The following is a 14,539-nucleotide window of genomic DNA, read 5'->3' on the forward strand; positions in this document are numbered from 1 at the left end:
TCGCGCGATTACCGCTCGCGGATGAATTGACGGATGTCGGCGGACAACTTCGTCCGGTCTTCATCGCGCACATACATCATGTGCCCCGCGTCGTAGTAATGGAACTGGATGCGATCCTGCGGATATCCGGGCCGGGTAAGCGAATATTCCGCGCCGAAGAACGGGGTGGCGAAATCATACCACCCTTGCCCCACGAACACGCGCAGATCCGAATTTTCGCGCAATGCCTTGCCGATATAGGGCGCGACATTGAAATAGGTGCTCGTGCGTCCTTCCTTCTGGAAATCCCACGGCTGGACACTGCCGATGGTCACATATTGGCGATCGGTTTTGTAGCCGAGCGTGTCGCGCATGAAGTGATTGACCGCTGCGGTATATCCGCCGTCGATCCCGTAAAAGCTGGGGTCGTTGTCCGGATATTCGCCCACGTTATCCAGATCCTTGCCGGTATAGCGGCTATCTAGACGCCCCACTGTCAGCCCCCGGTCGCGCAGCAGTTCCTTGTAGAACCGTCCCGGGCTGACCCGCAGGTCGGCCTGATCGAGATATGTCTCGCTCAGGCCAGTGAACCGCGCCAGTTGCGCGCGGACGGCGGCACGTTCCTGTGCGCTGGCATTTTGCCCTTTCAGCAGAAACGCAGCGTATGGACCGATGGCGAACTGGCGCGCTTCCTCCGCGAATTGCGCGGGCGATGCGGCGGTGGCTTTTCCATGAAACAGCGCAGTTGTCGCCATTGTCGGCAGATTGGTGATGTAACCCAGCTCGTTACCATCGTCGGTATCGCCCGCCGCGAAATCGAGGATCGTCGAAATCAGGATAATCCCGTCCACCGCGACATCGTTGTATCCGCCCTCCAGCTCGTTGATGACAGTGGCCGACCGGGTGGTGCCGTAGCTTTCGCCGCCGATAAATTTGGGGCTGTTCCAGCGCCCGTTTTCCGACAGCCACTGGCGGATCGTTTTGGCGACCGATCTGGCATCCTGCGTGATGCCCCAGTAATCCTTGGTATCGGCATCTCCGATCACATGGCTGAATCCCGTGCCGACCGGGTCGATAAATACCAGATCGGTAACATCGAGCAGCGAGTCCGGGTTGTCGAGAATGGGGTAAGGCGGCCCGCCATCGTCTTTGGCATCGGAGGGGATCGCGACCCGTTTCGGCCCGAAAGCGCCCATCTGCAACCAGACCGAACCTGACCCAGGCCCGCCGTTCCACAGGAAGGTGACCGGGCGGCTGGGATCGCGCGGTTCGGCGATATACGAGGTGGTGACAATCGCTGCCTTGGGCGTGCCCTTGTCGTCTTTCAGCACTTCTTCCTTCACCGTCGCGGTATAGCTGACCGACTTGCCGCCGAACGTGCCGCGCATCTGCTTGCTGGTGCTGTTGGCGGTGTATTCTTGCGGAGCGGCAGCAGTGGGCTTTGCCTCGTCCGCTTCCTTAGCCACTGCGCCCGGCGCAGCGATGGCAAGAGCAATGGGCGCTGCAAAGCAGGCGGCGGCGAAGCGTTTCATGGCGATGATCCCTGTTTTCCCTGTCCGGGCGAGCCGGTTGCGGAGGAAACTACCCGAATGACGGGGCAGGGCAAGGGGATTGGGTAGTTATGCGCTTCGCTGCCGGATTTGCCTGCGTATCACTTCCCCCATTTCCGCTGGGTCTTGCCGTAACGCATCTTGCGGGTGCCCGGTTTGCCTTCGTTCGAACGGCCGACAAGCGGGGCCTTGCGTTCGCCTTCTGAGAGGCCGAGTTCGTCTTGCTCCAGCCGGCGGATTTCGTCGCGCAGGCGGCCTGCCTCTTCGAATTCGAGATCAGCGGCGGCGGCGCGCATCCGTTTTTCCAAGTCTTCGATATAGGCGCGCAGGTTGTGGCCGACCAGATTGTTGCGCTCGTCGTCGCCGGTATCGACAGTGACGCCATCCTTGCTGGCGGTGTGGGCGACGATATCGGCAATCTGGCGCTTGATTGTTTGCGGAGTGATGCCGTGTTCGGTGTTGTATTCGCGCTGCTTTTCTCGCCGCCGTTCGGTTTCGGCCATTGCGCGTTCCATGCTGCCGGTAATCCGGTCTGCATAAAGGATCACCCGACCATCGACATTGCGCGCGGCGCGGCCAATGGTCTGGATCAGGCTGGTTTCGCTACGCAGGAAGCCTTCCTTGTCGGCATCGAGAATGCAGACAAGTCCGCACTCAGGGATATCGAGCCCTTCGCGCAGCAGGTTGATCCCCACCAGCACGTCATAGACCCCCAAACGCAAGTCGCGGATCAGTTCGATACGTTCCAGCGTTTCGACGTCGGAGTGCATATAGCGGACTTTCAGCCCGGCCTCGTGCATGAATTCGGTCAGATCTTCGGCCATCCGCTTGGTCAGCGTGGTCACCAGTGTGCGGTATCCCGCCTGCGCTGTCTTGCGGCATTCTTCGATGCAATCCTGCACCTGATCCTCCACCGGGCGGATATCGACCGGCGGATCGATCAGCCCGGTAGGGCGGATCACCTGTTCCGCGAATACCCCGCCGGTCTGTTCCATTTCCCAGCCACCGGGCGTAGCGGAAACGGCGACAGTCTGCGGGCGCATCGCATCCCATTCGTTGAACCGCAGCGGGCGGTTGTCGATGCAGCTGGGCAAGCGGAAGCCATATTCGGCCAGCGTCAGTTTGCGGCGGTGGTCCCCGCGTGCCATCGCGCCGATCTGCGGCACTGTCTGGTGGCTTTCATCGACGAACAGCAATGCGTTGTCGGGCAGGTATTCGAACAGCGTCGGTGGCGGTTCGCCCGGCAGGCGACCGGTCAGAAACCGGCTGTAATTCTCAATCCCCGCGCACGAACCGGTGGCGGCGATCATTTCGAGGTCGAAATTGGTCCGCTGTTCCAGTCTTTGTGCTTCCAGCAGGCGGCCTTCGGCGGTCAGTTCTTTCAGCCGTTCCTGTAACTCGAATTTGATCGCCTCGCTGGCCTGCTTCATCGTTGGGCCGGGCGTGACATAGTGGCTGTTGGCATAGACCCGCACGCTGGGCAGGCTGGCGCCTTTGGTGCCGGTCAGCGGGTCGAACTCAGCGATATCCTCGATCTCGTCACCGAAGAAGCTGATGCGCCATGCCATGTCTTCGTAGTGGCTGGGGAATATCTCCAGATTATCGCCCCGCACACGGAACGTGCCGCGCTGAAACGCGGCATCGTTGCGCTTGTATTGCAGGGCCACCAGCTTGCGGATCAATTCGCGCTGATCGACAGTTTCGCCCTGCTTGATGTCGAAGATCATTGCCGAATAGGTTTCGACCGAACCGATACCATAAAGGCACGAAACCGATGCCACGATCACCACGTCGTCGCGTTCCAGCAGCGCGCGGGTGGCGCTGTGGCGCATCCGGTCGATGGCTTCGTTTACGCTGCTTTCTTTCTCGATATAGGTGTCCGACCGGGGGACATAGGCCTCCGGCTGATAATAGTCGTAATAGGATACGAAATACTCGACCGCGTTGTTGGGAAAGAAGCTCTTGAATTCCCCATAAAGCTGCGCGGCGAGGATCTTGTTCGGCGCAAGGATCAGCGCGGGACGCTGCAATTCCTCGATCACTTTGGCCATCGTGAAGGTCTTGCCCGACCCGGTCACACCGAGCAGAACCTGTGTTTGCTCGCCATCTTTGGCGGATGCGACCAGTTCGGCAATCGCAGTCGGCTGATCGCCTGCCGGTTCATAATCGCTGACCAGTTCGAAAGGCTTGCCCGGCATCGATTTTTCAGGCCGTGCGGGCTTATGCGGTTTGAAGCTTTCGGAAGTGTCGGGCTCTTCCAGTCCCCTGCGGATCACGAGTTCGGCCATAGTGCCGGATATGGGCGCTATGGTCGCAGGGGGCAAGCGCGGGTGCAGCCGATCTGCCGGGCTATCGCAGGGCAAGGTCCGGTTCAGGCAGGGTGTGTTTAACAGAGGCTTATTCGTTGCGGTTCGATGGCGTGCGGCCCTCCCGGCGTGCCGATCGGTGGATCGACAGTCCGCAGCAATTTTCACATTGGAGCGGAGGGCACAACGGGGAGACCGAACCATGAAACGACCCATCCTGACTGCCTTCGCAGGGCTGGCGGCATTTGCGCTGTCCGGCTGCGCCACGGGATATGGTGGCGGCATCGGTTATGGATATGGCAGCGGCTACGGTTCCGACTATGGCTATAGCTATCCATCGCGGTACTACAGTGGATATTACGACGGGTATTATGGCCCGATCTACGACGGGTACTGGGGCACCGACGGGTTTTTCTATTTCCGGTCCAGCGCGCGCCATTCGCATTACCGCCGTGCCGACCATTCCCACTTCAGCCGCCACCGCCGCAATGGGCACAAGTGGCGCGAATGGCGCGGTCAGTTGCGTGCGCGCGATGGATACCGGATGCCGAATTACGCCCGCCCGCATCGGGGCACCGATGGCAAGAGTCATTATCGCCGGCCAAGCCCGCGTTTCGATCCCACGCACCGGCCGCGCAATCAGGGCGACTATAACCATGGATCGCATCGCCGCGATGGCGACGCCAACCGTGGAAGACATCGGCGCGGTGACGAAGCGCGGCGCGGCCCGCCCCGGCAAACCAATGATGCACGGCGAGGCGCTTCCCGTCGTGACGATGCAAGGCGCGGTCCGCAGCGTCAGCGTAACGAAGCCAGTCGCCCGCAACGCCAGCGGATCGACCGTAGCGATAACCGACCATCCCATCGCCGCAATGGTCGTCCTCGGCGCGAGCCGAATAAGGATTGATCGCGCCAAGGTGCTGAAGGGCGGAGGATAAACTCGGCAGGAGTGGGTTGCACCCGGCGAACGTATCGCTAGCCTGCGGGGCATTCCCTCGCAGGAGAATCATTCGATGCGTGCAATCTATCTTGCCATTCCGCTGTCCGCCGCTTTCGCCCTTGCGGCATGCGGCGGAAATTCCGATGAGTCGTCCGCGCCCAAAACCACCGACGAAGTGATCGCCGAAGCGGGCAAACTGGTGAAGCCTCAGCCCGGCAAATACACCACGCAGGCGAAAATGATCGACTTTTCCGTCCCCGGCTTGCCCAAGGAGCAGGCTGCTCGGATGAAGGCGATGATGGGCGATGTTGCTGGCAAGAACAGCAGTTATTGTCTGACGAAAGAAGAGGCCGAAAAAGGGTTCGAGGAATCGGTCCGCAAGCTGGGCGAAGGCGAAGGCGGGCAGAAGTGTACTTTCGATAAATTCGAAGCGGACGGCGGGAAGCTGGACGCTGTGCTGTCGTGCACCGGAAAAGGCGGCGCGAAAGGCACGATGAAAATGAAGGGCACCGTCACGCCCACCAGCAATACCATGCATATGGACATGACGCAGGAAGCGGCGGCAATCCCCGGCGGATCGATGCATATGGAAATGGAAATGACTTCGACCCGAACCGGCGATTGTTCATGACAGTTTCATGAAACGAAGCGCCATTTGTTGCGTTATTGTGGCATCGCAACTTAGGAATGGCGCATGGTTCAGCTCGCAGCCCGGTTTGGAAACGTGCGGTTCGCCGACAGGCGGCAGGAGATCGTGCGCCGTATCGGCATCGCCGCTGAACCGCGACCAGAGGATGTCGCAGCCCCGTCTCTGAGGCGGATGCTGGGTGAGCTCGATGTGCTGGCAGAGCCGGTTCGTCGGCGCTTCCGCACAATCGACATCGCGCCTGCGGTAACTCCGCGCACTGTGATGCTGTTGCCCGGATTTGCGACCCATCCGTTTCGTATGCGCTATCTCGCGCAGCAGATCGAACGTGCGGGGCACACTGTTAAGCGGTGGGGGCTGGGATACAACCTCGGCCCGAGCGAGGAAAATCTGCAACAGCTTGAAGCGCGGCTGGCGGATCTGGCGGTGCGGAGCGGCGGGCCGGTCTATCTCGTCGGGTGGAGTCTGGGTGGTCTGTTCGCGCGCGAACTGGCCAAGCGCCGCCCGCATGAAGTGGCCAAAGTGGTGACGATGGGATCGCCATTTTCCTACAATCCGCGGGCTAATAATGCCTGGCGCGCCTATCACCTCGTCACCGGACATCGGGTGGAAGAACCCCCGATCGAAGCCGATCTGGCGGCGAAACCCCCGGTTGAAACGGTGGCTTTGTGGAGCCCGCGCGATGGCATAGTGCACCCCCGCGCCGCTCGTGGATTGCCCGGCGAGCGTGACAGAGCGGTTGCGCTGCGCTGCACTCACTTGGGTTTTGCCTATGCGCCAGAAGTAGTTAGCGCGATCTTGCGGGAACTCGAAGCGGGTTGAGTGGGTTGATTATTGTGCAATTGCACAAAATGGTTATCGTCAGTGCAAATTAACCCCGATTCTCCCGAAAGGAGATGAATGACCGGCGCTGCCGAGACTTTCGATGAAATGTTCGATCCCGCCGGAGAGGTGCGGTCGGGCTACGCAGATTACTGTGTTTGGTATGACGAGCAGGAAGTAGAACTTCTCCGTCGCAAGCATAAAGAGGCAGAGGCTTCTTTCCGGCGCACCGGTATCACCTTCAACGTCTATGGCGAACACGATGCCGAAGAACGGTTGATCCCGTTCGATATGGTGCCGCGGATTATCACGGCCAGAGAATGGCGGCGGCTGACGCGCGGGATCGAGCAGAGGGTGAGCGCGCTCAACGCTTTCATCCACGATCTGTATCACCGGCAGGAAATCACTCGATCGGGCCGCCTGCCGCAAAGGCTGTTGACCGGGAACGAGGCGTGGCTGGCCAATATGGTCGGCTTCACACCGCCGGGTGGGGTTTATACGCACATCGTAGGCATCGATCTGGTGCGAACCGGGCCAGACGATTTCTTCGTTCTGGAAGATAATGCGCGCACCCCCAGTGGCGTGTCGTACATGCTCGAAAATCGCGAAACGATGATGGCGATGTTCCCGGAACTATTCACCCGCGTGCCGGTGGCCACGGTCTCGGACTATCCCCGCCGTCTGGCGCGTAGTCTGGCGGCGTGCGCGCCGAAGATGACCGCGGGCAAGCCGACAATCGCGGTGCTGACCCCTGGCATCTATAACAGCGCCTATTACGAGCACGCCTTTCTGGCAGACCAGATGGGTGCCGAACTGGTGGAGGGGTGCGATCTGCGGGTCGTCAATGGCCGTGTCGCGATGCGGACGACGATGGGTTACGAACCGATCGATGTGCTCTATCGCCGGGTGGACGACGAATTCCTCGATCCGTTGACCTTCAATCCCGACAGTGTGCTGGGTGTGCCGGGGATTATGGACGTCTATCGCTCTGGCGGGATCACTATCGCCAACGCGCCGGGCACAGGGATTGCCGATGACAAGGCGATCTATTCCTTCATGCCGGAAATCGTCGAATTCTATACCGGCGAAAAGCCTTTGCTGCCCAATGTCGAAACGCACCGCTGCGCCGACCCGGAAAGCCTGAAATACGTGCTCGATAATCTGGAAGAGCTGGTAGTGAAGGAAGTCCACGGATCGGGCGGATACGGGATGCTGATCGGACCGACCGCCAGCAAGAAAGAAATCCGCCACTTCCGCCACAAGCTGGAGTCGAAGCCGGAAAACTATATCGCCCAGCCCACGCTGGCGCTGTCGACCTGTCCGATCTTCACCAACAAAGGGCTGTCGCCGCGCCATCTGGATTTGCGTCCATTCGTGCTGGTTTCGCCCGATAATGTGGAAATCGTTCCCGGCGGGCTGACGCGTGTGGCGCTCAAGAAGGGATCGCTGGTGGTCAATTCTTCGCAAGGCGGAGGCACCAAGGATACCTGGGTGCTGAAGGACTGATCGCGATGGACCGGCATATGCTTGGGCGCACGGCCAACGGGCTGTTCTGGATGTTCCGCTATCTCGAACGGGTGGAAAATACCGCGCGCCTGATCGACGCGGCGCAGCGCATGGCGTTGACCCGCGATATCGTTTCGGCGGCGGAGGAATGGCGATCGGTTATCGAAACACTGGGGCAGCGGATTTCGTATGAAAGCAAGCATGGCACCTATACCGGGGTGCAGGCCTGGAATTTCCTGCTGCGGGACAGGGACAACCCGGCCAATCTCCATGCGCTGATGCGGTCGGTGCGGACCAATGCGCGCGCGGTGCGGACGGCGATCAGCAGCGAGTTATGGACTGCCATCAATGAAAGTTGGATGGAAATCGACGATGCGCTGTCCCGCCCTATAGCGCAGAGCAATCTGGGCGACGTTATCAAACTGATAAAGCGGGCGGGTACACTGGCGCATGGTGCGGTTGCCAATTCGATGCTGCGCGATGCCGGTTTCAACTTTGCCCGTGCGGGCACATTTGTTGAGCGGGCAGATTCCACCGCCCGTGTGCTGGACATGAAATACTATCTGCTGCTGCCATCGGTCAGCTACGTCGGATCGAGCCTCGATGCAGGACAGTGGGATCAGTTGCTGCGTTCGGTGTCGGGCGACCGGGCATTTCGCTGGCTCAATGCGGGCAAGGCCGATGCGCGCGGGATCGTGGAATTCCTGATCCTCGACGAACGCTTCCCGCGCAGCCTTGCGTATAGCTATTCTCTGCTGCGCCAGAATCTCACAACCCTGTCGCGCCTGCACGGCACCGAAGGACGGGCGAGCGAACTGATCCGCGATTCAGCGACCGCGCTGGCGGATCTGACAATCGACGCAGTGTTCGACGAAGGGCTGCACCAGTTTCTCACCGGCTTCCAGCGCCGCAATGCCGAAATTGGCAATGCGATTGCGGAAGACTATCGCTTTCTCGCCTAGGACGAATTCGCCATGCGCCTCGCGATCCGCCATTCGACCACGTATCGTTTCGATGAACCGGTTGTGCACGCGCTCCAGCGGTTGCGGCTGACCCCGAAAGAGACGCAGGGGCAGGAAATACTCGACTGGCAGATGGAATACGATCACGCCGCGCTGGAACTGGAATACGAAGATCAGCACCACAATCATGTGACGCTGGTATCGGTCGAGCCGGGCACCACCGAAGTCACGATTACCTGCCGTGGCACTGTCGATACGCACGATAATGCCGGGGTGATTGGCCGCCATGCAGGGCATCTGCCCCTGTGGAGTTTTCTGACGCAAACCAAATTGACCCGCCCCGGCCCCCGGCTGCGCGCACTGTTTCGTGGGGTGGAGGAAGATCCCGCCGACCGGCTGACCTACCTACATGCTTTGTCGAGGGCGATACACGATCTCGTCAGGTACGAGACGGGCAAAACGGGTGTGCAGACAACCGCCGAAGAGGCGGTCGAGGCCGGGTATGGTGTGTGTCAGGATCACGCCCATATCTTCATCAGCGCGGCACGCGCCGCAGGTATCCCGGCGCGATATGTCAGCGGATACCTGATGATGAATGACCGGATCGATCAGGAAGCGACACACGCATGGGCAGAAGCGCATGTGGAAGGGCTGGGCTGGGTCGGGTTCGATATATCCAACGGCATCAGCCCCGATCCACGCTATGTCCGTGTGGCAACCGGGTGCGATTATAACGATGCCGCGCCCATTACCGGGATCAGCGTTGGCTCAGCGACCGAGTATTTGCACGTTGACGTTGCCGTGGAGCAGCAGCAGGTGGAGCAGTAGGGGATCGCCCGCGCCGCTGGAGAAGTGAATGACGTATTGTGTGGGAATGGTGCTCGATAAAGGGCTGGTGTTGATGAGTGACACCCGCACCAATTCGGGCGTCGACAATATCTCTGTGTTCCGCAAAATGGCGCACTGGCAAGTGCCGGGCGAACGCATAATAGCTGTGATGACCGCCGGAAATCTGGCCACCACGCAATCGGTTATCAGTCAGCTGGAAGAACGAACCAAGGCGCCGAACGAGCGGCGCAATTCAGTGTATGATGCGCCGACGATGTTTCAGGTCGCTACCGAAGTCGGGCAGTTGTTGCGCGAAACGATTCAGGAACGACAGGATGTCAACGGCCAGCAGGGGCAGGGACGCTTTACCGCGACGATGATCGTTGCGGGCCAGATCAAGGGGATGGAGCCGCGCCTGTTCCTGATCTACCCCGAAGGCAACTTTATCGAAGCGAGCTGGGATACTCCGTTTTTCCAGATCGGTGAAACCAAATACGGGCGTCCGATTCTGATCCGAGCCTACGATCGCACGATGAGTTTCGAAGATGCCGTGAAGCTGCTGATGGTCAGTTTCGATTCGACTCTGAAAGCCAATCTCTCGGTCGGTTTGCCGCTCGACATGATGGTGATCGAACGCGATCAGTTCGAACCTTCGCAATCGCGCCGCATTACTCACGAAGATGAGTATTTCCAGACAATCTCCGCCGGATGGGGTGATGCCTTACGCAATGCGTTCGATGCTTTGCCAAAGTACCGCTTTCCCGAAGACGATTAGCTAAGGAACTATTCGGGTTAAATATGTCGGTTTCTAATTTAATAACTAAGGGTTTTCATATCCACCTTGGATGATGTATTGCGCTAACACGCGCATCGCCTCTCTCTATTAACCTCCATTTTGGAGGTACTTTCGTTACTGACCGACCATTTTCAGCGGCATACCGCAAATATGAATGAACGACATCTGATCCATTTTATCGACCGGGCAGGCAATCGCGATAGTCAACTGGTTCGGGTGGCTGTGGCTGCGGGATGTTGGCCGCTGGTTTACCGTTCTGTCGAAGAATTATGCTCTGCCCGCCCGTCCGACGGAATAGTCATTGCATCGGATGATCCGCCGCGATGTGGGGTGATTCATGCGTTCGAAATGATGACGGCGGCCCGGATATGGTTGCCGTTGATTGCAGTAAGTGAGAAACCAATACCCGCCCGTGTGGTCAGCGCGATCAAGGCCGGGGTTTTTGACTATCTGAAGCTGCCATTACAGGAAGAATGGCTGCGAGGTGCCATTCGCCGTATTCGAACCGAGGCGGAGGCGCATGTACGTTCGCTGCGGCGGAGGATTGAGGCCCGATCCCGCATCGGGAAACTGTCACTACGCGAACGGCAGGTGCTCGATCGGTTGGCTTGCGGTGGCAGTAACAAGGTGATCGCACGTGATTTAAACATCAGCCCGCGAACGGTAGAAATCTATCGCGCGAACATGATGGCCAAACTGCATGCCGCCCATAGTGCCGAAGCGGTGCGGATGCGGGTCGAGGCACAACTGGACGATCGATCGACCGAACGGGCATGATGACCGGACTGCCTGATGGGCAGTACTGTTGTCAGCGGCAGAATCCGCCGCCGCCCAGCTCCACATGAAAATGGTTGGCGTGGGCGGCGTTATAATCCGGGCCGAGGACTGTGCCGAAACGCTTGCACGCACTTTTGAAGACCACTCGCAGAAATGCGCGCTCGCGGGGGGTGCCATTCCATCCATCGAGCAATGTGATCCGCCGCCCATCGGCCAAAACGAATGTGGCGATGTCGATGGCCTGTGCCTGAGCGTGCGCGGATCGCTTCCCGCTCCCGGCGATGTTGCGGCAGGAATAGCTGCCATACGTTTCGATCCGGGCCAGCGGGCTGCCGAGTTCCTGCCGCGCGGCACGATCCACGCCGTAACGGGCCCACCGGGCAAACGCTTCCGCCAGAGGGCAGGATACTTTGCGGAGATTGGACACGCTGAAGCGCGATTCGTCACCCTGTAGCGAGGCGAGATTGATCGTTCCGAGCGTCGAGCACCCGCCGCCATAATATGCGTCAGGCACCGGATCGAATTGCGACCCTTGTGCGCCAAGCCGGGCAAGGCACTGGCGGGTGTCTGCGTTTTGAGACACCACAGTGCCGGAACGAACTGGCGGCGGCTTCTGGCTCTGACTGCGCCCGTCGGGCACCAACCGGCCGCAGCCGGTAAGGCCGATTACAATGACTGCAACGAGAGCCGGCAAGCGCATGGTATGATCGCTGGCAGGTTCATCTTGAACCGGGACTGAAGCTGTTACTGTGTGGCTGCATTCGTGCGCGGACTTTCATTTGCAGGCTTGCGGGTGGCGTTACTCACCAGCCAGATTGCCAGCCACGACAACACAAAGCCCGGAATGATTTCATAGACGCCATCGCCGCCCATAAACTGCGCGTCCCAACCCAGAGCAATCCAGAGAACCACCACCAGCGCACCGGTTGTCAGGCCCGCAACCGCCCCTTTTCCCGTCATACCCTTCCACGTGAGCGACAGGATGATAAGGGGGCCAAAGGCTGCACCGAATCCTGCCCAGGCGTGGGCGACGAGCCCCAGAACTTCGCTATCGGGATTGCCGGCAATCATGATTGCTGCAACTGCGACCAGCGCCACGCACACTCGGCCGACATTGACCGATTCATGCTCGCTGGCGTTCTTTCGCAGAAACAGGCGATAGAAGTCTTCCACCAGCGAACTTGACGACACCAGCAATTGCGAACTGATCGTGCTCATGATCGCAGCAAGCAGGGCGGCATAGAGGAAACCGGTCACCAGCGGATGGAACAGCAGGTTGGCCAGCACTACGAAAATCGTTTCGGGGTCGTCCAGAACCAATCCGTTGCGCGCAATATAGGCGCGCCCTGCGATGCCGACGCCCAGAGCACCGATCAGGCAGACGAACATCCAGCTCATGCCATACGTGCGCGCTGTGGCAACCTCGCGAACCGAACGCACTGCCATGAACCGCACGATGATATGGGGCTGGCCGAAGTAACCTAGCCCCCACGTTACCGCGGAAAGCCAGCCAATCATCGTCAGGCCGTGCGTCAGGCTGAGGAACCCTTCCTGCGGAATGGCGGCAATACTCGCCCCATTGGCACCTCCCGGCCCGAACATGACCACCAGCGGCATAATGACCAGCGCCAGCAGCATGATGATCCCCTGGACGAAGTCGGTCAGGCTGACTGCGAGGAAACCACCGATCATGGTATAAACCAGCACGACGCCTGCAGTGATCCACAGGCCGGCGGTGTAATCGCTGATTCCGCCAATATGAATCGCGCCGCCGAACGCGGTTTCAAACAGCTTACCACCGCCCACCAGCCCGGCGGCGGTGTAAACCGTGAAGAACAGTACGACGATGATCGCGCTCGTCACACGCAGCGCAATCGCTTTGTCGGGAAAACGATTGGCGAGGAATTCGGGAATAGTCAGCGCGTTGCCCAGTTCTTCCGTCTGTTGTCTCAGGCGGGGGGCGACAACGATCCAGTTGATGAACGCGCCCACGAACAGCCCAATGCCGATCCAGGCCGAAACGAGGCCCGATGCATATAGCGCGCCCGGCAGCCCCAGCAGAAGCCAGCCCGACATATCGCTGGCCCCGGCCGATAGTGCGGCAACGGCAGGATGAAGGTTGCGCCCGGCGAGCAGATATCCTTCCGAACTATCGGTCGACTTGCGCCAGGCATACAATCCGATGCCCAGCATCAGAAGGAAATAAAGGGTGAGCGAGATGATTATTCCTGTCTGCATGTCGCAGGCAGGTAACAAACGAAACCGCCGCTGACCACCCAGGGCCGAAATGAATAAAGCCTTACCAGCCTAACGTGGTGGTTAATTCCTGCGTCGGGCCGTTCAAATCCAGCTTTCGATCTCGCACCCAATTGTCGTCGAAATAGGTATCGGCATAGCGTTCGCCGTCGTCGCATAAGATTGTGACAATACTGCCGGTTTCACCTGCTTGTACCATCTGGCTTGCAAGGGTTGCGACTGCCCACATATTGGTGCCGGTCGATCCACCGACCTTGCGGCCCAATTGTGCTGACAGCAATCGTGCGGCAGCCACACTTTGTGCATCTTCAACCGGCATCATGGCATCGACCACTGCTGGCAGAAAGCTTGGCTCCACCCGTGGGCGACCGATTCCCTCTATGCAGGAGCAGCACGAATCGAGCGTGGTCACCGATCGGTCGGCCCAATGCTTATGGAACACCGAACCGGCGGGGTCTGCCACCATCAGTCGGGTGGCATGGCGGCGATAACGGATGAACCGGCCGATCGTGGCGGATGTGCCGCCAGTTCCGGCGCCGCATACGATCCATGACGGGATCGGGTGGGGTTCGAGGGCCATTTGTTCGAAGATCGTTTCACCGATATTGTTATTGCCGCGCCAGTCGGTGGCCCGTTCGGCATATGTGAACTGATCGAGATAGACCCCGCCGTTTTCATCGGCGAGCCGTTGTGCCACGGCATAAACAGTGCCGGGATCATCCACGAAATGCGCCTTCCCTCCGTAAAATTCGATGGCGGCGATTTTGGCATGGGCGGTGCTGCGCGGAACCACAGCAATAAACGGCAGGCCCAGCATTCGTGCAAAATACGCTTCCGAAACAGCGGTGGAGCCGCTCGATGCTTCGACGATAGGTGTGGCGGGCCCGATCCGTCCGTCGCACAAAGCATATAAGAACAGTGACCTGGCAAGCCGGTGTTTGAGGCTGCCTGTCGGGTGGCTTGCTTCATCTTTCAGATAGAGATGGATACCGGGCAGAGCGGGCAAAGACACCGGAACCAGATGCGTGTCGGCAGAGCGATTATAGTCCGCTTCGATAATGCGGATTGCTTCGTTGGTCCACGCGCGGTTTGCTATGTTGGTGGCTCTCTGGTCTGCGACATCGGTCATGCGAAGTGCAGTGATCCTGCGCTTGGTTGCGGTCAAGCGAGC

Annotated in this window: 13 protein-coding genes; 8 read left to right on the top strand and 5 right to left on the bottom strand. The window is 59.5% G+C overall.

Annotated elements, in window-relative coordinates; all coding sequences use genetic code 11:
* Positions 1–8 precede the first annotated feature (8 nt).
* Positions 9–1,511 (bottom strand): S10 family peptidase, encoded by a 1,503-nt coding sequence (locus tag D6858_RS00690; RefSeq protein WP_120106100.1) that lies wholly within the window; start codon positions 1,509–1,511, stop codon positions 9–11.
* A gap of 119 nt (positions 1,512–1,630) precedes the next feature.
* Entirely contained in the window at positions 1,631–3,817 is a 2,187-nt protein-coding gene (gene uvrB, locus D6858_RS00695) for an excinuclease ABC subunit UvrB (protein ID WP_120106103.1), read from the bottom strand.
* A 220-nt stretch (positions 3,818–4,037) separates the two neighbouring features.
* On the opposite strand from uvrB, the gene D6858_RS00700 reads away from it, so the two are divergent.
* From D6858_RS00700 to D6858_RS00735, 8 genes are all read left to right on the top strand, one after another.
* A complete protein-coding gene (locus tag D6858_RS00700) occupies positions 4,038–4,742 on the top strand; it encodes a hypothetical protein (RefSeq protein ID WP_120106105.1) in 705 nt (234 codons plus the stop codon).
* A gap of 106 nt (positions 4,743–4,848) precedes the next feature.
* A complete protein-coding gene (locus D6858_RS00705) occupies positions 4,849–5,406 on the top strand; it encodes a DUF3617 domain-containing protein (protein WP_120106107.1) in 558 nt (185 codons plus the stop codon).
* Between the two features lie 63 nt (positions 5,407–5,469).
* Positions 5,470–6,243, top strand: a complete 774-nt coding sequence (locus D6858_RS00710; protein ID WP_120106111.1) for an esterase/lipase family protein — start codon at positions 5,470–5,472, stop codon at positions 6,241–6,243.
* Positions 6,244–6,321: 78 nt separating this feature from the next.
* On the top strand, positions 6,322–7,749 hold the full coding sequence (locus tag D6858_RS00715) for a circularly permuted type 2 ATP-grasp protein (protein ID WP_120106114.1): 1,428 nt from the start codon (positions 6,322–6,324) through the stop codon (positions 7,747–7,749).
* Between the two features lie 5 nt (positions 7,750–7,754).
* On the top strand, positions 7,755–8,711 hold the full coding sequence (locus D6858_RS00720; RefSeq protein ID WP_318286486.1) for an alpha-E domain-containing protein: 957 nt from the start codon (positions 7,755–7,757) through the stop codon (positions 8,709–8,711).
* Positions 8,712–8,723: 12 nt separating this feature from the next.
* Positions 8,724–9,539, top strand: a complete 816-nt coding sequence (locus D6858_RS00725) for a transglutaminase family protein (RefSeq protein WP_120106118.1) — start codon at positions 8,724–8,726, stop codon at positions 9,537–9,539.
* Between the two features lie 28 nt (positions 9,540–9,567).
* A complete protein-coding gene (locus D6858_RS00730) occupies positions 9,568–10,314 on the top strand; it encodes a proteasome-type protease (protein WP_102155788.1) in 747 nt (248 codons plus the stop codon).
* Positions 10,315–10,485: 171 nt separating this feature from the next.
* A complete protein-coding gene (locus tag D6858_RS00735) occupies positions 10,486–11,112 on the top strand; it encodes a response regulator transcription factor (RefSeq protein WP_120106122.1) in 627 nt (208 codons plus the stop codon).
* Positions 11,113–11,143: 31 nt separating this feature from the next.
* Here the strand turns inward: D6858_RS00735 and D6858_RS00740 are convergent, their stop codons facing one another.
* The 3 genes from D6858_RS00740 to D6858_RS00750 all read right to left on the bottom strand — a co-directional run bounded on the left by D6858_RS00740 (position 11,144) and on the right by D6858_RS00750 (position 14,497).
* Positions 11,144–11,812 carry an extensin-like domain-containing protein gene (locus D6858_RS00740; RefSeq protein ID WP_120106125.1) on the bottom strand — a complete coding sequence of 223 codons (669 nt, stop codon included), beginning with the start codon at positions 11,810–11,812 and terminating at the stop codon, positions 11,144–11,146.
* Between the two features lie 44 nt (positions 11,813–11,856).
* On the bottom strand, positions 11,857–13,350 hold the full coding sequence (gene putP / locus D6858_RS00745) for a sodium/proline symporter PutP (RefSeq protein ID WP_120106128.1): 1,494 nt from the start codon (positions 13,348–13,350) through the stop codon (positions 11,857–11,859).
* A 61-nt stretch (positions 13,351–13,411) separates the two neighbouring features.
* Positions 13,412–14,497, bottom strand: coding sequence for a PLP-dependent cysteine synthase family protein (locus D6858_RS00750; RefSeq protein WP_120106485.1), 1,086 nt, complete (start codon positions 14,495–14,497; stop codon positions 13,412–13,414).
* Between the last annotated feature and the right edge of the window lie 42 nt (positions 14,498–14,539).

It is taken from the genome of Tsuneonella suprasediminis (assembly GCF_003605755.1).
Classification (GTDB): domain Bacteria; phylum Pseudomonadota; class Alphaproteobacteria; order Sphingomonadales; family Sphingomonadaceae; genus Tsuneonella; species Tsuneonella suprasediminis.

Coding starts and splice junctions, on each gene's coding strand:
- D6858_RS00690 (WP_120106100.1), bottom strand. CDS start 1,511: ATGAAACGCTTCGCCGCCGCCTGCTTTGCAGCGCCCATTGCTCTTGCC.
- uvrB (WP_120106103.1), bottom strand. CDS start 3,817: ATGGCCGAACTCGTGATCCGCAGGGGACTGGAAGAGCCCGACACTTCC.
- D6858_RS00700 (WP_120106105.1), top strand. CDS start 4,038: ATGAAACGACCCATCCTGACTGCCTTCGCAGGGCTGGCGGCATTTGCG.
- D6858_RS00705 (WP_120106107.1), top strand. CDS start 4,849: ATGCGTGCAATCTATCTTGCCATTCCGCTGTCCGCCGCTTTCGCCCTT.
- D6858_RS00710 (WP_120106111.1), top strand. CDS start 5,470: ATGGTTCAGCTCGCAGCCCGGTTTGGAAACGTGCGGTTCGCCGACAGG.
- D6858_RS00715 (WP_120106114.1), top strand. CDS start 6,322: ATGACCGGCGCTGCCGAGACTTTCGATGAAATGTTCGATCCCGCCGGA.
- D6858_RS00720 (WP_318286486.1), top strand. CDS start 7,755: ATGGACCGGCATATGCTTGGGCGCACGGCCAACGGGCTGTTCTGGATG.
- D6858_RS00725 (WP_120106118.1), top strand. CDS start 8,724: ATGCGCCTCGCGATCCGCCATTCGACCACGTATCGTTTCGATGAACCG.
- D6858_RS00730 (WP_102155788.1), top strand. CDS start 9,568: ATGACGTATTGTGTGGGAATGGTGCTCGATAAAGGGCTGGTGTTGATG.
- D6858_RS00735 (WP_120106122.1), top strand. CDS start 10,486: ATGAATGAACGACATCTGATCCATTTTATCGACCGGGCAGGCAATCGC.
- D6858_RS00740 (WP_120106125.1), bottom strand. CDS start 11,812: ATGCGCTTGCCGGCTCTCGTTGCAGTCATTGTAATCGGCCTTACCGGC.
- putP (WP_120106128.1), bottom strand. CDS start 13,350: ATGCAGACAGGAATAATCATCTCGCTCACCCTTTATTTCCTTCTGATG.
- D6858_RS00750 (WP_120106485.1), bottom strand. CDS start 14,497: ATGACCGATGTCGCAGACCAGAGAGCCACCAACATAGCAAACCGCGCG.